Source organism: Corynebacterium tuberculostearicum (assembly GCF_016894265.1).
In the GTDB taxonomy this organism is placed as follows: domain Bacteria; phylum Actinomycetota; class Actinomycetes; order Mycobacteriales; family Mycobacteriaceae; genus Corynebacterium; species Corynebacterium tuberculostearicum_D.
The window spans coordinates 2,346,610-2,368,349 of the sequence record NZ_CP069791.1 but is presented as its reverse complement, the minus strand read 5'-3'; the positions used below and the strand labels follow the sequence as shown (position 1 = coordinate 2,368,349).

At 58.0% G+C, this 21,740-nt stretch carries 17 protein-coding genes; 5 read left to right on the top strand and 12 right to left on the bottom strand.

Annotated features, from left to right (window positions below):
- Positions 1–37: 37 nt before the first annotated feature.
- The 5 genes from I6J28_RS11285 to I6J28_RS11265 form a co-directional block, all read right to left on the bottom strand.
- Positions 38–1,819, bottom strand: coding sequence for an acetyl/propionyl/methylcrotonyl-CoA carboxylase subunit alpha (locus tag I6J28_RS11285; RefSeq protein WP_204609987.1), 1,782 nt, complete (start codon positions 1,817–1,819; stop codon positions 38–40).
- Positions 1,809–3,383: a 5-oxoprolinase/urea amidolyase family protein gene (locus tag I6J28_RS11280; protein ID WP_204609985.1), complete on the bottom strand. Its 1,575-nt coding sequence runs from the start codon at positions 3,381–3,383 to the stop codon at positions 1,809–1,811. Before I6J28_RS11280 ends, I6J28_RS11285 begins: the two co-directional genes overlap by 11 nt.
- Entirely contained in the window at positions 3,383–4,144 is a 762-nt protein-coding gene (locus I6J28_RS11275) for a LamB/YcsF family protein (RefSeq protein ID WP_204609983.1), read from the bottom strand. The genes I6J28_RS11280 and I6J28_RS11275 overlap by 1 nt, the downstream gene beginning before the upstream one ends.
- 212 nt (positions 4,145–4,356) lie before the next feature.
- Positions 4,357–4,929, bottom strand: a complete 573-nt coding sequence (locus I6J28_RS11270; protein WP_204609981.1) for a CAP domain-containing protein — start codon at positions 4,927–4,929, stop codon at positions 4,357–4,359.
- Between the two features lie 531 nt (positions 4,930–5,460).
- A complete protein-coding gene (locus I6J28_RS11265) occupies positions 5,461–7,359 on the bottom strand; it encodes a fructose-specific PTS transporter subunit EIIC (protein ID WP_204609978.1) in 1,899 nt (632 codons plus the stop codon).
- Positions 7,360–7,463: 104 nt separating this feature from the next.
- On the opposite strand from I6J28_RS11265, the gene I6J28_RS11260 reads away from it, so the two are divergent.
- On the top strand, positions 7,464–7,973 hold the full coding sequence (locus I6J28_RS11260) for a 2'-5' RNA ligase family protein (RefSeq protein WP_204609976.1): 510 nt from the start codon (positions 7,464–7,466) through the stop codon (positions 7,971–7,973).
- Here I6J28_RS11260 and I6J28_RS11255 read toward each other — a convergent pair.
- From I6J28_RS11255 to I6J28_RS11245, 3 genes are all read right to left on the bottom strand, one after another.
- On the bottom strand, positions 7,970–9,163 hold the full coding sequence (locus tag I6J28_RS11255) for an amidase (protein ID WP_204609974.1): 1,194 nt from the start codon (positions 9,161–9,163) through the stop codon (positions 7,970–7,972). The two genes, I6J28_RS11260 and I6J28_RS11255, sit on opposite strands and share 4 nt — an antisense overlap.
- 135 nt (positions 9,164–9,298) lie before the next feature.
- Positions 9,299–10,204 carry a polysaccharide lyase family protein gene (locus tag I6J28_RS11250; protein ID WP_204609972.1) on the bottom strand — a complete coding sequence of 302 codons (906 nt, stop codon included), beginning with the start codon at positions 10,202–10,204 and terminating at the stop codon, positions 9,299–9,301.
- 21 nt (positions 10,205–10,225) lie between these two features.
- Positions 10,226–11,776 carry an alkaline phosphatase D family protein gene (locus I6J28_RS11245; RefSeq protein ID WP_204609970.1) on the bottom strand — a complete coding sequence of 517 codons (1,551 nt, stop codon included), beginning with the start codon at positions 11,774–11,776 and terminating at the stop codon, positions 10,226–10,228.
- Between the two features lie 466 nt (positions 11,777–12,242).
- Here I6J28_RS11245 and I6J28_RS11240 point away from each other — a divergent pair, with 466 nt between their 5' ends.
- The 3 genes from I6J28_RS11240 (at position 12,243) to I6J28_RS11230 (ending at position 14,980) form a co-directional block, all read left to right on the top strand.
- Entirely contained in the window at positions 12,243–12,461 is a 219-nt protein-coding gene (locus tag I6J28_RS11240; protein ID WP_204609968.1) for a hypothetical protein, read from the top strand.
- Between the two features lie 143 nt (positions 12,462–12,604).
- Positions 12,605–14,029 (top strand): MFS transporter, encoded by a 1,425-nt coding sequence (locus I6J28_RS11235; RefSeq protein WP_204609966.1) that lies wholly within the window; start codon positions 12,605–12,607, stop codon positions 14,027–14,029.
- Between the two features lie 9 nt (positions 14,030–14,038).
- A complete protein-coding gene (locus I6J28_RS11230; RefSeq protein ID WP_204609964.1) occupies positions 14,039–14,980 on the top strand; it encodes a nucleoside hydrolase in 942 nt (313 codons plus the stop codon).
- Between the two features lie 182 nt (positions 14,981–15,162).
- Here the strand turns inward: I6J28_RS11230 and I6J28_RS11225 are convergent, their stop codons facing one another.
- Complete coding sequence (locus tag I6J28_RS11225; protein WP_239454607.1) at positions 15,163–16,197, bottom strand: 5-methylcytosine restriction system specificity protein McrC; 1,035 nt, start codon at positions 16,195–16,197, stop codon at positions 15,163–15,165.
- Between the two features lie 46 nt (positions 16,198–16,243).
- The gene (locus tag I6J28_RS11220) at positions 16,244–18,826 is read right to left on the bottom strand and encodes an AAA family ATPase (protein ID WP_204609962.1); all 2,583 of its coding nucleotides are present in this window, start codon (positions 18,824–18,826) and stop codon (positions 16,244–16,246) included.
- 137 nt (positions 18,827–18,963) lie between these two features.
- Between I6J28_RS11220 and I6J28_RS11215 the strand changes: the two genes are divergently transcribed.
- The gene (locus tag I6J28_RS11215) at positions 18,964–19,473 is read left to right on the top strand and encodes a gluconokinase (protein ID WP_204609961.1); all 510 of its coding nucleotides are present in this window, start codon (positions 18,964–18,966) and stop codon (positions 19,471–19,473) included.
- Here the strand turns inward: I6J28_RS11215 and I6J28_RS11210 are convergent.
- Both I6J28_RS11210 and I6J28_RS11205 read right to left on the bottom strand, forming a co-directional pair.
- Positions 19,470–20,864, bottom strand: coding sequence for a GntP family permease (locus I6J28_RS11210; protein WP_204609960.1), 1,395 nt, complete (start codon positions 20,862–20,864; stop codon positions 19,470–19,472). The two genes, I6J28_RS11215 and I6J28_RS11210, sit on opposite strands and share 4 nt — an antisense overlap.
- Positions 20,865–21,039: 175 nt before the next feature.
- On the bottom strand, positions 21,040–21,657 hold the full coding sequence (locus I6J28_RS11205) for a M48 family metalloprotease (RefSeq protein ID WP_204609959.1): 618 nt from the start codon (positions 21,655–21,657) through the stop codon (positions 21,040–21,042).
- Between the last annotated feature and the right edge of the window lie 83 nt (positions 21,658–21,740).

Genomic DNA, 21,740 nt, shown 5'->3' with positions numbered 1-21,740 from the left:
TCACATTGAAATGAGGTGCATAACGATGGTGCGAGCGCTAATCGATGGTCGCGATGACCTTGGAGGAATCCAGACGGTCACCTTCTGCAGCCAGGAGCTTGATGGTACCGCCGCGCGGAGCCTTGATGGCCGATTCCATCTTCATGGCCTCGACGGTGGCGATGGCATCGCCCTCGGCCACGGTATCGCCGTCCGCAACGTTCCAGGCCACGAGGTTTGCCTCGAACGGGGAGGTGACCGCATTGTCATCGGTGGACTGCGCGCCGGCCGAAGATGGCGCGGTGGAGGCAGAACCACCGGCCGAGCCGGCGCCCGGCGCGGCGAGGAAGTCCACGGGCACGCCGACGTTGACCAGCTTGCCGTCGATTTCCACGGCCACAGTGCGGCGCTGGGTGTAGATGGCCTCGACCTTTTCCACCTGGTTAGTAGCGGACGGGCGGTAGTTGTGATCCACCCAGTCAGTGAAAACACCGATTTCAGAGGCACCAGCGGCAGCGGTGTCCTCGGCCGGTGCAGCAGTGCCGATGAGTGCTGGCTCATCCATCATGTCGCGGTGGAACGGCAGTACAGTGCGCACGCCGGTGACGGTGAACTCGCGCAGGGCAAAGCGGGCGCGGGCCAGGGCAATCTCGCGGGTCGGGCCCCACACCACCAGCTTGGCAATCAGGGAGTCATAGTACGGCGGGATGATAGAGCCAGAGCGCACCGCGGAATCCACGCGGATGCCCGGGCCGGTCGGCGGCTCGAAGGAGACGATGGTGCCGGGGCACGGGGCGAAGCCATTGAGGATGTCCTCGGCATTGATGCGGAACTCAAAAGCGTGACCCTGGGACTGCGGATCCTCATCAAAGGACAGCGGTTCGCCGGCCGCGATGCGGAATTGCTCGGCGATGATATCGGTGCCGGTGACTACCTCGGTAACTGGGTGCTCGACCTGGACGCGGGTATTGACCTCGAGGAAGGAAATGGTGCCGTCCTCGGAAACGATGTATTCCACGGTGCCGGCGCCGGTGTAGCCCACCTTGGAACAAATGGAGCGCGCGCCTTCGATGATGCCGTTGCGTTGGGCGTCGGAAAGCGCGGGCGCCGGAGCCTCCTCAATGAGCTTTTGGAAGCGGCGCTGGGTGGAGCAATCGCGGGTGCCGAGCACGCGCACATTGCCGTGCGCATCGGCCAGCACCTGGGCCTCGACGTGGCGCGGGTGGGTGAGGAACTTCTCCACGTAGCACTCGGCGCGGCCGAAAGCCTCCATGGCCTCGCGCCCGGCGGAGTTGAACGCGCCCTCAATCTCTTCCATATTGTCCACGACCTTCAAGCCGCGTCCGCCGCCGCCATAAGCGGCCTTGATAGCGATGGGCAGGCCGTGCTCTTCGGCAAAGGCGCGGGCCTCCTGCCAGTCATCGATCGGATCGGAGGTACCCGGTGCCAGCGGCGCGCCGACTTCCTCGGCCACGCGGCGCGCAGCGATCTTGTCACCGAGCAACTCGATGGATTCCGGGGAAGGGCCAATCCAGATCATGCCGGCCTCGGTAACCGCGCGGGCAAAGTCGGCGTTCTCGGACAAGAAGCCGTAGCCCGGGTGGATGGCGTCGGCGCCGGCGCGCACCGCGATATCAAGCAGCGCGGGCACGTTCATGTAGGTATCGGCCGCGGTATTGCCCGGCAGCGCATAAGCTTCATCCGCTACCTGGGTATGCAAGGCACCAGCGTCTGCTTCGGAATAAATGGCGATGGACTTAATGCCCAGGTCGCGGGCGACGCGGGCGATACGCACGGCAATCTCGCCGCGGTTAGCAATGAGGACGGTCTTAATCTGCATTCTGTTCTCCAGTGTTTAAGGCTTGGGGTGCTACGAGTTCAAATTTCACGCGCGCGCCGGGCGGCAGCTGCGCGGCGATATCGATATCTTCTTCCAATACGGTGGCGATGACCGGGTAGCCACCGGTCACGGCGTGATCGCGGAGGAAGACCACGGGCTTGCCATTGGGCGGAATTTGGATCGAGCCGGCGACCATGCCCTCGGAGGGGAGCTCGCCGTCTTTAACGCGTTCAATTGGTTCTTCGCCATCGAGGCGCAGGCCCACGCGGTTGGAATCCGAGGTGACGGTCCACTCGGTATCCAGGAAGGCGGAAACATTATCACCAAACCAGTCATCGCGCGGTCCGAGTACGCAGCGCAGGGTGGCGCGGGTTTTTCCATCGGAGCTTTCACGCACGCGCAGTGGGTTGGCCAGCTGGGCGTCGGTCATGCCGGTAGAGCGCGGCAGCACGCCGATGACATCGCCGGTGGTGACCGGGTCCGGGCCAAGGCCAGAAAGGACGTCGGTGGCCGCCGAGCCGAGCTCGGATTCGGCGATGATGCCGCCGCGGATGGCAACGTAATTGCGCATGCCTACCGTCGCAGGGTCTACCGTGACGGTTTGCCCGGCCGTGACCAGCACGGGGCGAGCAAGGTGAACCGGCATCTCGCCGAGGCGCACACGCGCGGTCGCGCCGGTGACGCAAATGACGGTATCGGTGAGCGCGTGGAGCTTAATGCCGCCGATATTCTCCAGCACTGTTGCCCCGCGCGGGTTGCCCACGGCCACGTTGGCGGTCGCGGCGGCGGCGCGGTCGGCGGCCCCGGAGGGGGTCACGCCGAGATCGCCCACACCGGGGCGTCCCAAGTCCTGGTAGAGGGTGAGCAGGCCGGCATCGATAACCTCCATGCGCGGCAAGCGGGCAGGGGCGCGCTTCGAGCGGGCAGAGTGATCAACAAGCTCCGGCAGCTTATCCACGCTGCGATAGCGCACGCGGTCACCCGGCTGTACCAAGGCCGGTGGGTTGGCATTGGAATCCCACATCGGCGTATTGGTGGTGCCCAGCAGCTGCCAGCCGCCCGGGGAAACGCGCGGGTACACCGCAGAAAACTCACCCGCGATACCCACAGCACCGGCCGGCACCGCGGTACGGGGATTGGACCGCCGGGGCACCGCACGCGCCTGGGAGGGGTCCGACGGCGCACAGTAGGTAAATCCCGGGGCAAAGCCACCAAAGGCCGCGGTCCACTCGGTGGCGGTATGCCACTCAATGAGTGCCTCGCGCGAGAGGCCAAGCAGGTCTGCGGCCCCATCGATATCCTCGCCGTCATAGAGCACATCGATTTCTACCGTGCGCGCCTCTGCGGTCGCGGCTGTGGCAGGGGAGAAGTCCTGCAAGAATTCCGCTGCATCCCGTGCCGAATCGGGCGCTTCAAAAGTCAGCAGTAGGGTAGTGGCGGCCGCGATGCAGTCCACCTGATTCTTCAACGGCTTGGCAGAAAGCGCCGCGTGCCAATCCATGACCTGATTTAGCCCATCCAGGTCAATGAGCAATGCGCGCGTGCCCACAAAATTAATGTGCATTAGATAAAGCTCCGAATCTCGATGCCTTCTTCCCGCAGGCGCTCCACCACGCCGCGCAGCAGCTTCACCGCGCCGGGCGAATCACCGTGGGTGCATACGGATTGCGCATCCACCTCGAGCTTCGTGCCATCCACGGCTGTAATCGACCCGGTCTGCGCCACCTCAAGCACTCGCTGCACCACCTCATCGGCGCTGCCGAGCACCGCATTGGCTTCCTTGCGCGAGACCAGCGTGCCATCGGGGTTGTAGTTGCGGTCCGCAAAGGCCTCACGGATGACGTTAAGCCCGCTGCGCTTGGCGACGTCCACCGCTACACCCCCTGGCAGCAACATCACCGGCAAGTCTCCAAAGGCCTTAATGCCCTTGATGACGGCTTCTGCCTGCGCCTCATCTTTCACGATTGCGTTATACATCGCCCCGTGCGGCTTTACATAGGAGACCTTGGTGCCATTGGCGCGGGCCAAAGCGTCGAGAGCGCCAATTTGGTAGGTCACCTCGTCTGCTAGCTCGTCCGGGTTGTAATCGATAAAACGGCGGCCGAAACCTGCGGCGTCGTTATAACCTACGTGTGCGCCTACGGTCACGCCTGCTTCTGCTGCCGCCTTGAGCGTGCCGGCAATCGAGTGTGGGTCGCCCGCATGGAAGCCGGTGGCCACGTTTGCGGAGGACACCATCTCCAGCATTGCCGCGTCATCTGCGACCGGATTGCCCGCAGTGGTTTCTCCCAAATCCGCATTGAGATCGATATGGAGCGAGGACATTCAACACCGTCCTTAAGATTGTTGAACAATTCGAATGTCATTAAGTGTAACCCTCGCCACTGTCATTTGTGAAGACGGTTACGTTTCGTTTACCCGCGTGCGCACCCCCACCTAGGCGCGAGAAAACCGCCCCGTCCCGGGTAAGAGGTCCGGGAGGAGGTGGCATGGCCTGCTAGAGCCCAAGGGTCCGAAGGTTCTAGCTTGTGAAATCTTTAGCGGCCGTAGTTTTGGACAGCGTAAAGCTTGCCTTCAGAGTTAATGGCAACGCCGACTCCGATGGTCTTGGCGCGTGGGTCCAGCATAATCTTGCGGTGCCCCGGGGATTCGTACCAAAGCTTGACCAGAAGGGCATCGGAATAGTCGCTCCACGCCTGCAAGACATTCTCGCCGCCGGCCGGGATATTGGAAGGGTAGTAGTTCCAGTGCTGCGGGCGGTGGCTGAGCTTATCAGCGCGCACCAGCTGGTCGGCCCAATCTTGAGCCAGCCCATTGAGTGCGGCATTAGCGCGAACCGGGCGCAGGCCGTGTGCCTGGCGGTATTCGTTGGTGTGGTTGATGATGCTCTGCACGCGATTGGAAGCCGGAGCGGCGGGCTTTGCTGCTGTAGCCGGCGCGGCGGGAAGGTTTAGCGTCGGCACCGGAAGGTTCGCGCCATTAAAGTTGCCCGAGGAACTTAGGGAGCTGGAGGCTTCAGCGGGTGCAACGCACATGCCCAATGCGATGGCTGCTGCAAGGGCAGGGGCTATAAATTTTTTGGTGGAGAAGCGAATAGTAGGGGTGAACATGAGCGGAACCTTTCTTCTGTAACCTGGCGGAGAATCAGGCGGGAAACTGGGAGAATCAACAGAAAAATCCGTTCCCCTTTGTTTAAAAGTTAATCAATTCCAGCAGATAAAATCGACTTGAACAGCAATTATTAGAATATTTGAAGTTGATGTTCCGTATAACTAATTGCTTCTTAGTTATTTCTCGAATTGAGCTAGGAAACTCCTGAAATCCCTCAGTCGGTTGCGTATTTCTCCTCCCCAACGGGGGTGGTTTCTAGTCAGTGTCTTAGATTCTCGGAGAAGCAGTAAGTGCTTGAGTCATGAGGGTGGAGTTTTAAGTCAGGCATAGGCAAACGCGTCCGTTTCTTGGTTGAACCTATAAAGATCGTGAGATTTACTAGGTTGCTTAACCTCTACCTGTCCTTTGCTTCTATGGGTGTTGCCCGGCAGTTGTCTCTCGGCGTCGTTGTGCGCTCGGTGAACGGGGTTTAGAAAGGAATAAGAAAAGCGCCCGGCGATGAATCGCCGAGCGCCACATTGAACGAAGTATTATGCCTTTGCGGGCGCTTCTGTCCCTTGAGAAGCTGGGGCAGGAGAAAGAGCCGAGGAAATGATCTCGGCTGCTTCCTTGCGGGTTTGTGCGCCATAAAGCTGGTTGCGGAAGTCTTCTTTCATGATGCTGCGCGCCAGCTTGGACAGCAGCTTGAGGTGTTGCTTGCCGGCATTATCAGGCACAGCGATAAGGAAGGCAAGGTTAGTCGGTTCTTCGCCTTCTCCCCATGTAATACCTTCGGGTAGGCGGGCAAAGGCAAGGGTGGGCACTTTCACGCCGGCCGAGCGTGCGTGTGGAATGGCCACGCCGTGGCCTACCCCGGTAGAGCGGGTTGACTCGCGCTTTAAGGCAGCCCCAGCTACCGCCTCCATATCGGACATGCGGGAGGAAGTAAGCTTCACCATGGAGCGAATGACCTCTTCGCTAGATGAACCCAGATCTTTATCAAGGCTAATCGTATCGACAGCAACAAGCGGCTTATCCTTGCGCTGCGTCAATCCCACCAGCAGGAGAATAAGGCCAGCACAGACAGCGATGCCGGCAAGCATGGCGATAAAGAAGCCAACGACGTTATCTACCGCGCCGAGCACCGCGACGATCGGGCCGCCGTGCATGACGTGGTCTTGTGCACCGAAAAGACCGGCGAGCGCACCGGCTACGGCACCACCGGCAACATTGGCGGGGATGACCTGTAGCGGGCGTGCAGCCGCAAGCGGGATGGCGCCTTCGGTGATGCCGAAGAATCCCATGAACAACGCGGCGATACCCGCATCCTTTTCAGCCTTGGTAAACCAGCGGCGGCGCAGGAGCGTAGCTACGCCCACGGCGAGGGGAGGTACGGCAATCGCACATGCCGCCATGCCCATCGGCGCCGCATTGCCGGCCGCGATCATACCGCCGCCGAAGAGGAAGGCCGTTTTATTGAAGGGGCCACCCATATCGAAGGCGATCATGGCGCCCAGGATAAGGCCCAGCACGATGACGGAGGAGCCCTGCATTCCAGCGAGATAGTTGGTCATTGCCTCGAACGCGGCCGAGACCGGCGCACCAATGAGCAAGATGAAGATGAGCCCCACGATGAGCGTGGTGAAAATCGGGATAACGATGATGGGCCAAATCGGTGCGATGAACTTGTGCACCGGAATCTTCTTAATGGCAAGAGCCACATAGCCGGACAAAATACCGGTGACAATGCCGCCCAAGAATCCGGCACCTGCCTCAGAACCGTAAAGCGAGCCGGTGGTGGCGATGAGTCCGGTAATAAGGCCAGGGGCAAGGCCCGGGCGATCCGCGATGCCCACTGCAATGTAGCCGGAAAGTACCGGGACCATAAGCGAGAACGCCAGGGCGCCAAGCTCATTGACTGTATTCCAGAAGCTATCTTCCGGAATCGCCATGCCCTCAGGCGTGGGCGTGCCGCCGATGGACAGTGCCACCGCAATGAGCAGGCCACCAGTGACCACGAATGGGATCATGTGCGAGACGCCGTTCATCAGTGCCTTGTACAAGGTTTGGCCTACGCTATTTTTCCGAGGCGTCTCTTCCTCCGTCTTCTCGGAAGAGCCCTCCCAGCGCGTGGCGCTCAAGGACCTGCTCAGCAGTTCCTTCGGGTGCTTGATGGCCTCGTCCACGCCGGTGGCCTCGAGACGCTTGCCGTGGAAGCGGTCCTTGGAAATGACCGTATCGGCACCAATGACAATGGCGTCGGCTTCGTCGATGTCTTGCTTGCTAAAGGTTCCCTCGACGCCGATGGAACCATGAGTTTCAATCTTGATACGGTAGCCCAGCTCTTGGGCTGCGGCCTCGAGGTTCTCGGCCGCCATATAGGTATGCGCGATGCCCGTCGGACACGCCGTGATGGCGAGGATGAGGGGCGATGACTCTGTAGTGCTCATGACTCTCATTAAACGGCAATCGTTTGCGTTGACACAAGAGGAGGTTGCCTACTCGATGGCCGGTACGCTGGAAGCACTCCGCTATAGAAAGGGAACGCTCGCTCGTGAGTAAAGCATCGCCGGATAATATCTTGCTCTACCTGCCGAAAAAGCAGGAAGATCAGGTGCGCGACATCTTTGCCGGTCTTGCTGAGCGCGGCTTTCCAATCCAGCAGCAACGCCCGCACATTACGGTGACCTTTTCGCCGCACATGCAGCCGGAAGTGGTGGACTTGGCCGCCGAACTGCTGCCGGCCGTCATCCCCGCGGATTTTCGCCGGGTAGGAAACGTCATTTTTGGCACCAAGCGCAAGCAGACCGTGGCCTGGCTCCTTGAGACCACTGATGAGCTAGAAATTGCTGCGAGAAAAATCAGTGCCGCCAACCCAGACGGGCGGGGGCCGCGCTGGACCCCGCACCTGACCATGGGCTTGCGCCTGCCGCGCGAGGAGGTCCCCGGCTATATCAAAGCGATGGACGAGCTCACCTCAGCGCACTTCAAGGAACTTACCGCCGTCGAGGCTGCCTTTTGGCGGCCGCGCACGCAGGAAAAGACCCTTCTAGCAGGGACTTAGAGCAAGGCCTGCAGCGTGCGGGCAACGCGCAGGACGGTCAAGTCTTCGCCCGGCTTGCCGACGACCTGCACCGCATCACCCACTCCTTCTTCCTCTTCGCCGCGCAGCGGCACGGTAATAGCTGGCCATCCGAGCACATTGAAAGGCTCGGTCCAACGCCGCAGGCTCGCAGCCGATTCCGCGGCATTGTCTGGGGTGATATTGGACCACTTGAGGGGACCGGAATCGAGGGTAGGGGTGAGGATAATGGAGGCGTCGCCAAGCAGAGCAAGTGCTTCCTCGCGCAGCTTCTCTACGCCCTGTGCAGCCGCGTCATAGTTTTCTTGGCTGATATCTTCTCCACCCAGAACGCGCTGCAAGATAACGTCTTGGTACTTATCGCGCTGATCCAGCAATGGCCGGTGGACGTCATAGACTTCCTTCAGGCGCATCGGCTCATAGAGCTTGGCCGTAGCGGCGATGGTTTCTTCCAAATCTACGCCCTCGCTGAGTTCAAAGTCCGAGGTTTCCAGCTTCGCCAAGAGTTCAGCAAAGCGTTCGCCTTTGGCCTTAAGCGCGGTGACATCGATGGATGAAATGTCCTGTGCCGCGGCCGGTTCCTCATCCGTAGTGGCGATAAAAGCCTGCTCAATTAGGTCAACGGAGCTGGCAAAGAAACCAATGCAATCGAAGCTGGGGGCAAAGGGGAAGACCCCTTCTACCGGAATTAGCCCGAAGGTGGGCTTAAAGCCCAAAACGCCCTGGCAGGCGGCCGGTACGCGCACCGAGCCAGCGCTATCGGAACCAACTGTCAGGTCGAGCGCACCGCACGCCACTAAAGCGGCGGACCCGGAGCTAGACCCACCGCCGCATACTTCGGGATCGCGCGGGTTGATAACGCGTCCGTACGCGGAGGCATCGCCTAAAATGCCATAGGAAAATTCCTGTAGATTCGCCTTCGCCACCGGCAGCGCGCCCTGGGCCGTGAGACGCTGTACCACCGGCGCGTCTTTCACAGGTGTGCAGACAGCTTTGACCTTGGAGCCACAGGTGGTTGGTACGTACGCCACATTCACAATGTCCTTGAACGCCACCGGCAGCCCCTTGAGGGTCGGCGAAAGATCCACCGCGTGTTCATCAAACGGGATGATGGTAATCACCGCATTATGATTCTGCTGGGCACGGTTTAGGCGATCAGAGACAGTAGGCATAAGGGGAGCTAAATCCTTTCAGCACCGGAGACTAGCGATGCTAGCGAGGTAGATAGAGTATGCAGATGTTACTACCGTACATCAGAAATTGGTGAACAATTTTCCAAGTCTAGGCAAAACACCGTCTGAGTGGTGTCACTTAGCAAAAATCCCCAGTGCATCCCACGCAAGCCAGCCTCCTTCGCGGAGAGTGAAAACCAGCTGGTTTTCTCCTTCCTTTAGGGTATCTTCGGCGAGATCAAACTCGATTGCTGCGGGGCGCAGCGGGGTCGGGTCCCCGCTGGCATCGCCTTGGCGCGAACCTTGCGTTGCGCCCTGTGGGAGCTCTACTTGTTTATGAAAGTCATTAACAGTGACGTCGAGAATGCCGCCGAGCTTGGTAGTGTCAATGAGCCATAGCGCCAGTGCCGCTTTCGCGGTGGGCTTATCCAATTTCACCGTCCACTTCAGCGTGTAAGCCTTGCTTCCCGCCCACTTATCGCCGGGGCCGGGGAGAAGGTAGGGGACGTCGGCGGGCGTAGCATCCGGTCCAACAGTGATTGTCTGGTCTGGATGCGCGGTGACGATCTTCTTGTAGTCCTTTGGGGAATACTGAAACTCCGTGCCCTTTCGGTCAAAGGAACCAATCGTAGCTAGCGCTGTGCCAGCAGTGACCGAAGGCAGGGAGGTAGACGTCGCTTTGCCAGAAGGAGAGGACTCAGCACCGGCAGCATCAACCACCTTGACATAATAAGACCACTTTTCACCGACAACATCGCGCCGGGAGTGGCGGAAGAAGGGAAAGATCGTCTTGCCCAACAGCACGTCTACACCATTGGAATCAGTGCCGATGACGCGATAGTGATCCAAAACGACGTCCCAGGAGGCAGGCTCCCAGGTGACGTAATTTTCCATGAGCTGCGACTCTGCCTGAACACCGGTTACGGCCGGCGGAGCAGCAACCGCACCAGGAGCTGGGGCAGAGGAATCCTGGTCAGAAGAACTCTTGCGGGAAGAACCGCGGCGAGAGGAAGAAGAGGAAAGCGAGCTAAAAAGTCCCATGATGAATTGTCCTTTCGGGGTTTAGAGGGAGCGCAGCGTGTGCTCGCCGGCATTGGTGCGGAAGGAGAAAGCAGTCTCACGCGGGGCGGTATCATCACGCTCGATCCAAGGCACGACGACGAATTCGGAATCAAGGTGCTCGCGGGAAGCGCGCACCTTGATGTAGCCGCGGCGTTTATCCATGGCCTTCACATATGGCTTTTCCAGCCACTCGGTGCTCTTGGAGCCGGCGAAGCCATCGCCATCGGAAGCAATGGAAGTAGCAACCAATTCCACTCCTACAGGTTGGCCGGATTCAGATTGGATTTCGGCAGCGCAGTGCTGATGAATATCGCCGGTGAAGACAATCGGGTCACTGACCTTGGAAAGGGATTCGATAAGCCGGCGACGCGCTGCGGGGAAGCCGTCCCATTGATCGGTGCTATCGGCGATCGGCACGACGACCACGCTATTGACCACCACGTTCCACTGTGCCGGGGAAGTGGCGAGCTTATCGTTGAGCCACTGCTCCTGCTCCGCGCCCAAGATGCTGGCATCTTCTGCAGATGCTTCGCGGTATTGGCGGGTATCGACCAGATTGAAACGCATTAGCGTGCCCACGTCGAAGGAATCATAGATGCGGTTATTGGGGCCCTCGGGAAGCGCGGGCGGGGCAACCGGCAGATTCTCGTAAAAGGCACGGTAAGCAGCCGCGCGCTGGTAAAGGAAGTGCTCGGCTTTGGTGCCAATCTCGGACCAATTACCGGCGTAGTTATTTTCTACTTCGTGGTCATCCCACACAATCGCCATCGCGGCGCGCGCGTGAGCGGCCTGCAGGTTCTCATCGGACTTAAAGAGCGAGTAGCGCAGGCGGTACTGCTCCAGAGTCTCCACCTTGGCCTTGAAAACATCAGGCACGCTTGCGCCTTGGCGCCAGAGATTATCGCCTTCCACAATGCCGTACTCGTAGATGTAGTCGCCCACGAAAATCGTCATATCCAGGTCCGGTTCCTGCGCAATGTGCTTCCATGGGGTGAAATAGCCGTGGTACCACGCCTGGCAGGAAGCTACGGTGAAGGTGAAATTATCCACCTTTGCGTCGGGCGCGGGCAGAGTCTTAAACCGACCTACTGGGCTCACCTTGCCATCCACGCGGAAGCGATAAAAATACTCAGTTGCAGGCTCCAGCCCAGTCACCTGCGGGTGCACCGAGTGCGCCAGCTCGCGTTGGGCTAGTGCTTCGCCTTGCTTGACGACGTCCCCAAACCCCTCATCCTTCGCAACTTCCCAACCCACGCGAACATCGCCGCCGGTCATGCCGCCATGGCCATCCTCGGCCAGCGGTTCAGGGGCCAGGCGCGTCCACAAGATCATCGAATCGTGCCGCGGCGTGCCCGCCGCTACACCTAGGCCAAAAAGCTCCGAATCCTGCGGCAGTTCACCGCCTTGCGAAGAACCCCATGAACTCAGACTCGACTGTGCACCCGCCTTGGCCGGTGCATTAATTCCAGCAGCCACCGCCGCGGCCGAAACACCAGCAATCTGCAGGAAATTACGACGATTAAAAGAAGGACGACTATTTGAATCAGACATACAAAGCTCCGTTAAAAGGCCTATAAGGAACTTTTCCAGCCTAAATAGCCGCAGTGAATCGCTGGTTAATTCTGCGGCAATAGTAAGAGAACGTCAGTAACCACCTCGCTGCCATGGATCGTTCTCTCGGCAGTACTCCGGGGAGTTTGCGTTCACGCAATCCGCCCACCATTTATGTGCTCGCATGTGCTCTTCTTCCACCTCGCCGGTTCGTGTCATCGCTGCGGGCAAATCCGAATCTGAACCCCCGTTCCCGCTGCCCGCCGGGGAGGAACACTGAGATGGATCGGAGACGTAGTGATTCGTTTGCGGGCACCGGTAGGAGTACTTTGCCATCTGCTCGTCGTGGAGGTTTTGGCATTCTTGCGCCCAGCGGATAGTTCCATCGCTGTACCAACCGTTGGTGGTCCAGCTACCGCCGCCATAGACGCACTCGGTCAGGGTGGGTTCTGCGGTGGATTCGGCAGTGTTCGTTAGGGGAGCGTCGGCAAGCGAAGGCTCAGCTTTCGCTGTCGGTTGTGGCTCCGAAGAGGACGTTACCGGGGCAGAGCTTGTGGAACTGGAGCTGATAGTTGAACTATCTGCCGTGCTGGAGGTGCTAGGTGCCGTCGTTTCTTCCTTCTGTGACTCCGGAGAGGAACAGGAAGCCAAAGAAAGCATCACCGTTGCGACAGCGATTATGTAGGAGAGAATCTTCATAAACTATGGATAGTAGACAATTAGAAAATATCTGGAGCGTTAAGCAGTACTTTTCATGTCTTGGGCGAGAACTAGCTGAGCCAAGCTTTCCACTATCGAGCGCAGGATTCATCAACTACGTTTAAAGCCATGACTTCCACCACCTCCGAGCCCCCAAAGCTCCAGCCCAGCTCCTATATCCCATTGATGTTCGCACTGCTTACGGCGGTGTTTGCCTTCCAGCTCAATGCGTCGATGCTCTCGCCCGCCTTGGCGACGATGGAGGATGAGCTGAGTGCCACCACCGCACAGATCGGCCTGACACAGACTGCCTTCTTTACGGCCGCGGCATTGTTCTCGCTCTTTCTTCCACGCTGGGGCGACCTCATCGGCCGCAGAAAGGTCCTCGTCGGCATGATGGCGGTTGCTGCGCTGGGCTGCGTGGCTTCCGCCGTCGCACCGAACGTCGCCGTGCTGCTTATCGGCCGCATCATCCAGGGCGTGGCAGGACCTACGGTTCCGCTGTGCCTGATTATGCTGCGCCAGCAGGTCCTCAATGAGCAGCAGTACGCCCTGTTGCTGGGCATTGTGACCTCGGTAAACGGTGGCATTGCTGGCGTGGATGCTCTGGCTGGCGGTTGGCTGGCAGGCAACTTCGGCTACCGCTCGGTCTTTTGGACCATGGCAGTACTGTGCGCCATCGCAGTAGTAGCGGTGCAGGTATTTACCAAGGAGTCCACGGCCACCGAAACCCCGCGCATGGATTGGGCGGGTGTTCTACCCCTGGCCGTGGCGCTGGGTTGCGTTCTTACCGCATTCAACGAAGCCGGCAAGCTTGCCGAGGCCAATTGGTTCCTCGTCATCATCCTTCTCCTCATCGGTGCCGCCGGCTTCTGGGCCTTCTGGAATGTGGAGAAGAGGGTCGCAGATCCGCTCGTTCCGGTGGCTTACCTGAAGCAGCGCCGCACGTGGGCACTGCTTTCTACCACGCTGCTCACCATGACCGGCGTCTTTGCAGTAATGAACGGCCTCATTCCAAACCTCGGCCAGGACCCAGACGCCGGTGCCGGCATTTCCGCCAGCACCATTTCCTGGGTCACCCTTACCCCGTACGCCCTTGCGGGCTTGGTCTTTGGCCCGATTGCTGGTTGGATGGCCTCCAAGCTGGGATATAAGTACGTCCTGCAAACCGGCCTCATCGGCACCGTCGTCGGCCTGATTATTTCTATCTTCGTGGTTGGTGCCCCGAACGCATGGACCCTGCTCTTCGTCTCCATTTTCTTGGGCGTAACCTACGCCGGCATTGCCAATATTATGCTCAATGGCCTGGGCATTGTGCTTTCACCGGCCGATAACCAGGGCTACCTGCCCGGCATGAACGCCGGTGCCTTCAACCTCGGCGCGGGTCTGTCCTTTGCCGTGCTCTTCGCGGTTTCCGGTTCTTTCGAGCACGGCTACCGCGCGGGCATGATCGCCGGCGTCATTATTCTGCTTGCGGCCCTTGCCCTGTCCTTCCTCATTCCTCGCCCGGAGTCCATCGATGACACCGTGGCGGCCGTCAACGCCCGAAAGTAGGCTCGTGGCATGACGCGAAAAATCATTCTGGACTGCGACCCCGGCCACGATGACGCGGTGGCCTTGCTCCTAGCTATGGGCAACCCCACCATTGACTTACTGGGCATTACCACCGTAGGCGGCAACCAGACCTTGGATAAAGTCTCCCACAATGCCCTGGTGGTCAAGGAAATCGCCGGCCACCCAGAGGTTCCGGTGTACGCAGGCTGCGATCGCCCGCTCGTGAGCCCCGTCGAGGTCGCCGAGGCCATCCACGGCTCCACCGGCATGGACGTCGAGGGCGTCCAACTTCCGGAGCCAAGCACGGCGCTTGCCGACGTCCACGCTATCGACTTCATCATCGACACCATCATGTCCCATGAGCCCGGCACCATCACCCTGGTGCCCACCGGCCCACTTACCAATATCGCGATGGCCGCGCGCAAGGAGCCGCGCATCGTGGAGCGCGTCAAGGAAGTCGTCCTCATGGGCGGTGGCTACCACGAGGGCAATTGGTCCCCAGTCGCCGAATTCAATATCAAGATCGATCCTGAGGCCGCCCACATCGTCTTCGAAGAGCCCTGGCCCGTGACCATGGTGGGCCTCGATCTTACTCACCAGGCGCTTGCCACCCCAGAAGTCGAGTCCGAAATCAAGGCGCTAAATACTCCCGTCTCGGAGTTCGTCGTCGGCCTCTTTGGTTTCTTCCGCAAGGCCTACCAGGCCAACCAGGGCTTTGATAACCCGCCGGTACACGACCCGTGCACCATCGCCTACCTCATCGATCCGGACATCGTCCAGACCCGCAAGGCCCCCGTCCACGTCGAGCTCGCCGGCGCGCTGACCACCGGCATGACCGTCACCGATCTGCGCGAGCCTGCCGACGCCTCCTGCCACACCCAAGTCGCCACCACCCTTGACCACGCCGGTTTCTGGCGCCTTGTCACCGACGCCCTCAAAAACCTCGCCTAGGCCACCTTCGCCTCGCCCGCCTCAGCTGCACGTCCACCGCGAGGGGACCCAACTTTCAGCCACGTTATGGCTCCTGAACCACCAGTTCGGGGTCATAACGTGGCTGCTTTGCGCCCTTATGTTTCACCTCTTCTTTGCTTGCGTAGCTTGGGGAGTCATTAAGGACTTTCGTGAGATTCTTTCTAAAGGACTTCGAGATTCGGGGCCACAAGATGAAGCGCTTTCTGGCGAAACTCACGAATTGAGGTTTCGAGATTGATGCTAGCGAAAGCTACGGGGTGTCCGTCGAGGAGGAATGAAATCGTCTCATCCTGTAAGCTTCGACCCGAAGAAGCGTAGAGCATGATGCCCTTTGCGGTTTTCCACTCTCCGCCAAGCGCTTCTTGGCTACGTAAGTAGGCGTAAAGCTGATAAAGGTGCGGGCTCTTCAAGGATTCGTTTCCTACGCGATTCTCAATAAACATATTCGTGAACTTGGCATCAATAACTGTAATTTCACCTTCTGGGGATCGCAGAATGATATCTGTCTGCATACTCGGTAATTGTCTGGGCGTTTGTTGAGCATTCCAGTGCAACCATTCTCCGCTGCTTACTTTCCAACCGATAGGGCTGAGGTGGTATTGAAACAGACCAAATAGAGCCTTTTCGAAAAGCTTTCGGAGCTCGTGTTGCGTGAGTTGCTTTCTGCTGAATCGAGTATGGGCGTCATCCCCACGCGCGGGCACGGCCAATTCCAAAAGCAGTCTGGCTACTGCAACCGGTTTCTTATCTGCAGGAGACAGCCTTCCACGAGGGAAGGCTGTCGATTTCGGCTTGGAAACCCCCATTTGAGTAAGCCTTCGAGCAAGCACCTTGCACCGGTGCGCAGCATCGCAACTGCTTACGTCTAAGAGCATTTGTGCTGCATATTCGAGGGCGTACTTAAGGAATTGGTTAACTTTGCTATTGATGGTGAGTTCATTGAACTCACAGGCAATGAGTCCCTTTTCAAGGAGTTGGTGGCGAGTGGTTTCGTACATGTCAATTCGGCCTCGCACCCGAGTTATATCTCGTTCGGTAAGGGTGAAACCAATGCTCAATTCTCTCCGAAAACGCCTTTCTACAGCGTCACACAGCATCGTTCCGATCAGCTCTGGAAGCTCAACACCCGCGTCTTCCACCGAGGCGTTGGATATATGCCCATCAATAAAAGACTGCGAGGCGTATAGCTGGAGCATCCATACACTTCGAATAGGAACGTATATGTCTTCCGGTTGAGGGGAACTATCCGTTGAGGACATCGAGGGCCTGCTCTCGCTTCGCAGGATTGTCGAACCAATACTCTGCTATGAGCGGCTTGAGATCCGAGGCTACTACCTGGTCAAACCATTCCATAGTTGCATCGAAGGAACTGTCTGCAAGCTTTCGGCGTGGAGTAACAAAGCTGTGTCCGATTAGGTAGTCATCACCGAGATTGAAATCGTCTCGGATCAATTGATTGACCTTTTCGATCCTTCGCGCGATTTCACTGAGAGCCTCGTCATTGCGATTACGGTTGGAAACACAAAAATTCCGCCAAGTGGATCCCAACTGCGGTACGAGATTAATGAAAGCGAACCTACGACGTAAAGCCATATCTACCATGGCAAGGGACCTGTCTGCTTGGTTCATCGTGCCGATGACGTAAAAGTTATCGGGAAGGAAAACTGCTTCTCCTTCTTTGCTATAAAGCGTGGTAAGCGCATTTTCAGGGTTTCTTTTGTCAGCTTCCAAGAGGGTAAGCATCTCACCAAAAATCTGCGCTGGATTGCCGCGGTTGATCTCTTCAATCACCACTACGTGTGGATTGGAGTCCTCCTTAGCTTTTTCCACTGCTTGGAGGAATGGGCCATCTTTTAGTTCAAGCTTCCCGCTACTGCTGGGACGGAAACCCTGAACGAAGTCTTCATAAGAAGTAGAAGGGTGGAATTGGACGGAGGTGACTACATCTTCTGCGTCTGACTTGCACAAGATATATGCCAAGCGACGTGCAAGCCAAGTCTTTCCCGTACCCGGCGGGCCTTGAAGAATCAGGTTTTTCTTTTCCTTCAGGCGTTCCAGCATTAGTTCGAGATCGTCTTTCGGGATAAAGCATCCGTCTTCGATAATTGCAGAAATGGTATAGACATCCTCTTCCGACGAAGACTCTACGGTTTGGGCAGTAGCATCGGTTGGTTCTTGGTTGAAAACCCATGCTTCGTAAGACAATTGGGGAAAATTAGCCGGTTCGATCTCGGCAGTAGTAAGCCAATCTCGGATTTCATCGAGTGTAAGCAAATAATCTTTACCCGTCGAAACATTTTTCTGAATATTGATTCCAAGCGCGGAGTCTTGGGCAAGATACTTGGTGATGACTGAATCGAAAGTGAGGAAATAGCGGGGACGCGCCCAGAACAATGCCATGGTGTATGCCGTGATCTGGCGGTCTTTGGTCATCACGTCGAAATCGTGTATAAACTGAGCTCGATTTTCGGGCGTATCCGATTGGCTCACCGCGAGGGCCGAAGCGAAAAGGCTCCAGCTATTCTCCCAAAAACTTAGATTAATAACATCTGACGGCTTCGTAGCAAAGCACGAGCGTAAGTTGTTGAGTTGGGGCAGTCCCGAAAAATCCGTTGGTGCTGGGGCTTCAATTCCGAAGACGGTTTTAAAGGCTTGGCAAATTGCCACCTTATTAGATGTCGAAATTTGCCGGTTAGCAACACCGAGGATGGTAAAAGGATCCATATCAGTAGCGGGCACTTCTTCATCATCTATGTGCCATTTCCATAGGTGCTTGAACCGGAGCGGGCGTCCTGAGATTTCAGCAGTCTCTTTTAGTTTTTCGAGTAGCTCCGCGCGGTTGTTTTTGAAGGCAAGAAGTTTGGTGGCGAGTTCTGCGAAAAATTCCGGCCAGTCAAACGACGGTGACAATGGAGTTTCAGAGGAAAAGTCAGGATCTCCCATGCCTTGGATGACGGACTCTACTCGGTCAAAGGCATGGTTCCGAGAAACCTGGCAAATAGTAAGCAGTGAAGTCAGTGAACGCTGAAGGTCTATTCCTAGGTCATCGCGATTAAAGAAATCGCTTGACCAGTTGATTGGTCGAACGTGCCGCATTTCTTTTGGCTCATGAGGGCGGTACTCGTAATCGCCGGAAACATAGCCAAAATAAACTCGCCCTCTATGCAACTTGCTTGGCATCAGAACCAAGTCGCCAACCTGCATGTGGTTTTTAAACCGGTTGAGTTGAGAAGCGTAGCTGGTGGATGTTTGTGCTTTGAGATCTGGGTGCTCTCGCACCATCGAGGCCTTGATGGAGTCTAAGGTAGTTTGCTTATTCACCTCCGGGCCGTAGTCCATACCTGGGATGCCTAGATTGGACTCTAAAGCTTTCTTTTCGCGTTCACCATTACGGCCCGCTCGAAGTACCCAGAAAAAATCCGCACTTGATTCTTCAGGAACCTCTTCTTGCGGGCCCGAATGGACTTCTCGTTGCTTATGCGCTTTAGAGACAAGGTCGTCGATTTCTCGGATCTGATCTTTGCCTAAAGGGTATGGGTTGGAAGCAAGCCAAGTGGCGCCCTCGGCGGTCAAGGAAAAGGACCCCGGTGTAGAGGAGCTGACAAAGCCTAATCTCCTTGCATAGAACACTGCCCATCGCGTCCGGTCTTCCACAACTGATCGGCTTTTGAGCTGGCGGTGAGCTTGTCCTGGAAAGTCCGCTTCAGCAATTTTTTGAACGTCTTCAAATAGTTCAGGGTAAGCGACTACGGACATACCCCGCATCGTCTCTAAGACGACGGGAAGAACGGTTCTCCAGGAAAAAGATTGCTGTCGGTTACTCATCAAAGCATCCTTAGAATTCAAAGCAGGGGGCGTTCTCATAATAATAGGAGAACGATCCACAGGGGATGGGCGTATCTCAATTGGGAACTTCAGGAGGATAAAATCGAGGGGGAAGAACCCCAACCCAAGGAGCTACCATGAACCAGATCAGTTTCCGCCACATCGTAGTGATGGGAGTATCCGGCTCGGGGAAGACAACGGTGGGGGAGGCGCTGTCGCCGTTGGTAGGTCTGGAGTACCGCGATGGCGATGACATGCACCCGCAGGCCAATATCGACAAGATGGCTGCTGGAACACCGCTTAATGATGCGGACCGGGAGCCGTGGTTGAAGCAGATTGGTCAGTGGCTGGCGGATAGGCCAGAAGGTGCGATGGTGGGGTGCAGCGCGCTGAAGCGCAAGTACCGGGATTTGATTCGCGAGTACTGCCCAGCCGTGGTGTTCGCTAACGTGCACGGCGACTTCGATGTGCTGCATGAGCGGATGCAGCACCGGCCGGGGCACTTTATGCCGGCGTCGCTCTTGCAGTCGCAGTTCGATACCTTGGAGCCGCTGGAAGAAGACGAAACTGGCCACGTCTTTGAGGTGACGCGGCCAGTTGAGGAGATTGTCCAAGAAGCTGCTGCTTGGATTAAGGCTGGGGCCTAAAAGAGCGCTGCTACTGCGTAGAGCACCAAGACTAGGGCAAAGCCGATGACGGAAATTAGAATTTGGTTGACCGTCCAGGTCTTCAGTGTGGTGACCGTATCCATGCCCATCAGGCGGCCGACGAGCCAGAAGCCGGAGTCGTTGACGTGAGAGCCGAAGACGGAACCGGCGGCGGTGGCCACGACGATAAGGGCGAGCTGCAGCTCATTGAATCCGCCGGCTTCCACGGCGGGAACCATGAGCGCGGCGGCCGTGGTTAGTGCTACGGTGGCCGAACCCTGTGCCAGGCGCAGCGCCACGGCGATGAGATAGCAGGCAAGGATAACGGGGATGCCAAGGCCGGAAAGCGAATCGGCCAGGGCGTCGCCAATGCCGGAGGTGCGCAGAACGCCACCGAACATGCCGCCGGCACCGGTGATGAGCACGACGGAACAGATGGGGCCAAGCGAAGAATCGATGAGCTTTTCCAGCGCGGTCTTGTCCACGCCGCGGCGCGGTCCCAAGACCACGAGCGCGACGAGCACCGTAATAAGTAGCGCGATAGGAGTCTGGCCGAGCATGACGAAGAACCGTACCCACGCGGCGTCGGCATCGATGGTGCCATAGGACGCCAGGGCATTGAGTCCGGTGTTGAAGAAGATGAGCACCATCGGGATGAGCAGGAGGGAAATCACCGTTGGGGCAGAGGCGGGCTTGAGCGGCTGTTCTTCCTCAGAAAGCACCGGGCCGGCGATGGCATCAGTAACCTTGAGGGGGAATTTCTTGCCGGAAAGCAGGCCGAAGCGGTAGCCGGAAATGTACCAGGTAGGCAGCGCAAGCAGCAGACCAACGAGGAGGACGAGGCCGAGGTCAGCGCCGTAGAACTCGCTCGCCGCCACAGGGCCTGGGTGCGGCGGCAGGTACACGTGCATGACAGAAAACGCACCGGCGGCCGGCAGACCAAAGGCAAGGACGGGGCCGTCCAAACGGCGAGCAACGGCGAAGATCACCGGCAGCATCACAATCAGGCCGGCGTCGAAGAAGATGGGAAAGCCCATAATTAGCGAAGCCAGGCCGAGGGCAAGGGGTGCTTTGGATTCGCCGAAGCGGTGAACCATGGCGTCGGCAAGCGATTTAGCGCCACCGGAGGCTTCCACCAACCGGCCGATCATGGCGCCCAGTCCCACCAGCAACGCCACCGAGCCCAGAGTGGAGCTAAAGCTTTCGGTCATGGTGGGCACAATGCCCTCGAGTGGAATGCCCGCGGCCAGCGCCGTGAGCGCCGAGACCACCAGCAGGGTGAGAAAAGCGTGGAGCTTGAAATAAATGACCAGCACCAAAATCACGGCGATGGCGGCCACCGCAATGCCTAGCAGCGGGCCGGTCGACAGGGTGGGTTCCCACGTATCCATAAAGCGGGCTCCTTTTCTAATGCAAACCTTTGAATAACGGCAACGTTAGCAGTAGCCCCGCTTACCGACGTCCCCCTTCCTCCAAATGCGACCCAGCCAACACCCCCCAAAGGGGGCGGGGTATATAAAAGTCCCCTAGGTGCCGGTGCAGGAACCTAGGGGAGGTGCAGGCAGTTTAGTCGAACTGGCCCTGGACAACAGCCGCCGCATCCAGCGGGGTCACGTGGTAGGAGATGGGGTTCTGGTTAGCGCCGGCCATAAGCGCGCCGGCGCAGGAGTGGCCCGCGCCCATCATGTGGCCCAGCTCGTGGGCGATGGTGCCCTGGACTGCCTCTGGGTATTGGGCATTAGGAATCTTGATGAAGACCATCTTGTGGTCCGGGTAGGCGGCGCCCTGCACGTAGCCGTTCGGGTCCGGCTTGTAGATGATGGCGACGGTGTCATCGTCTGCCTCGGAAGGCTTAACTTCCTTCAGGGAAGCCTTGTCGCCGAGGGCCTTGTTCCACTCGGCAACCGCGGCATCCAGCTGCTTGCGGTACGGGAAGTTTTCGACCACCTTGTACTCCAAAACGCCATCTTTGAAGTACGGCTTTACGGAGTCTTCATCGTGGAGGATGAAAGGATCCGGAACCGGCTTGCCATCATTGGCCAGATTGGTGATGGTCTTGCAGGTGCCTGGATCAATAAGGGAGCGAACTGGGTCGCTCTTGGCGCTTGCGGCCGGTGCGGCGACGGTACCAAGGATGGCGGAAGCGGTCAGAGTGGCGGCAGAAAGCTTCTTGAAAGAAGGCATAGGCAGTGAGTTACCTTTCGGTTGATTTTAAGGTTCGCAGAGTGCGATATTCCCAGCAATATCCGTGGTAAACGGGACTACAT

Excerpts from the sequence above, each read along its gene's own strand:
- I6J28_RS11285 (WP_204609987.1), bottom strand. The coding sequence starts at position 1,819 with ATGCAGATTAAGACCGTCCTCATTGCTAACCGCGGCGAGATTGCCGTG.
- I6J28_RS11280 (WP_204609985.1), bottom strand. The coding sequence starts at position 3,383 with ATGCACATTAATTTTGTGGGCACGCGCGCATTGCTCATTGACCTGGAT.
- I6J28_RS11275 (WP_204609983.1), bottom strand. The coding sequence starts at position 4,144 with ATGTCCTCGCTCCATATCGATCTCAATGCGGATTTGGGAGAAACCACT.
- I6J28_RS11270 (WP_204609981.1), bottom strand. The coding sequence starts at position 4,929 with ATGTTCACCCCTACTATTCGCTTCTCCACCAAAAAATTTATAGCCCCT.
- I6J28_RS11265 (WP_204609978.1), bottom strand. The coding sequence starts at position 7,359 with ATGAGCACTACAGAGTCATCGCCCCTCATCCTCGCCATCACGGCGTGT.
- I6J28_RS11255 (WP_204609974.1), bottom strand. The coding sequence starts at position 9,163 with ATGCCTACTGTCTCTGATCGCCTAAACCGTGCCCAGCAGAATCATAAT.
- I6J28_RS11250 (WP_204609972.1), bottom strand. The coding sequence starts at position 10,204 with ATGGGACTTTTTAGCTCGCTTTCCTCTTCTTCCTCTCGCCGCGGTTCT.
- I6J28_RS11245 (WP_204609970.1), bottom strand. The coding sequence starts at position 11,776 with ATGTCTGATTCAAATAGTCGTCCTTCTTTTAATCGTCGTAATTTCCTG.
- I6J28_RS11235 (WP_204609966.1), top strand. The coding sequence starts at position 12,605 with ATGACTTCCACCACCTCCGAGCCCCCAAAGCTCCAGCCCAGCTCCTAT.
- I6J28_RS11230 (WP_204609964.1), top strand. The coding sequence starts at position 14,039 with ATGACGCGAAAAATCATTCTGGACTGCGACCCCGGCCACGATGACGCG.
- I6J28_RS11225 (WP_239454607.1), bottom strand. The coding sequence starts at position 16,197 with ATGCTCCAGCTATACGCCTCGCAGTCTTTTATTGATGGGCATATATCC.
- I6J28_RS11220 (WP_204609962.1), bottom strand. The coding sequence starts at position 18,826 with ATGAGTAACCGACAGCAATCTTTTTCCTGGAGAACCGTTCTTCCCGTC.
- I6J28_RS11215 (WP_204609961.1), top strand. The coding sequence starts at position 18,964 with ATGAACCAGATCAGTTTCCGCCACATCGTAGTGATGGGAGTATCCGGC.
- I6J28_RS11210 (WP_204609960.1), bottom strand. The coding sequence starts at position 20,864 with ATGGATACGTGGGAACCCACCCTGTCGACCGGCCCGCTGCTAGGCATT.
- I6J28_RS11205 (WP_204609959.1), bottom strand. The coding sequence starts at position 21,657 with ATGCCTTCTTTCAAGAAGCTTTCTGCCGCCACTCTGACCGCTTCCGCC.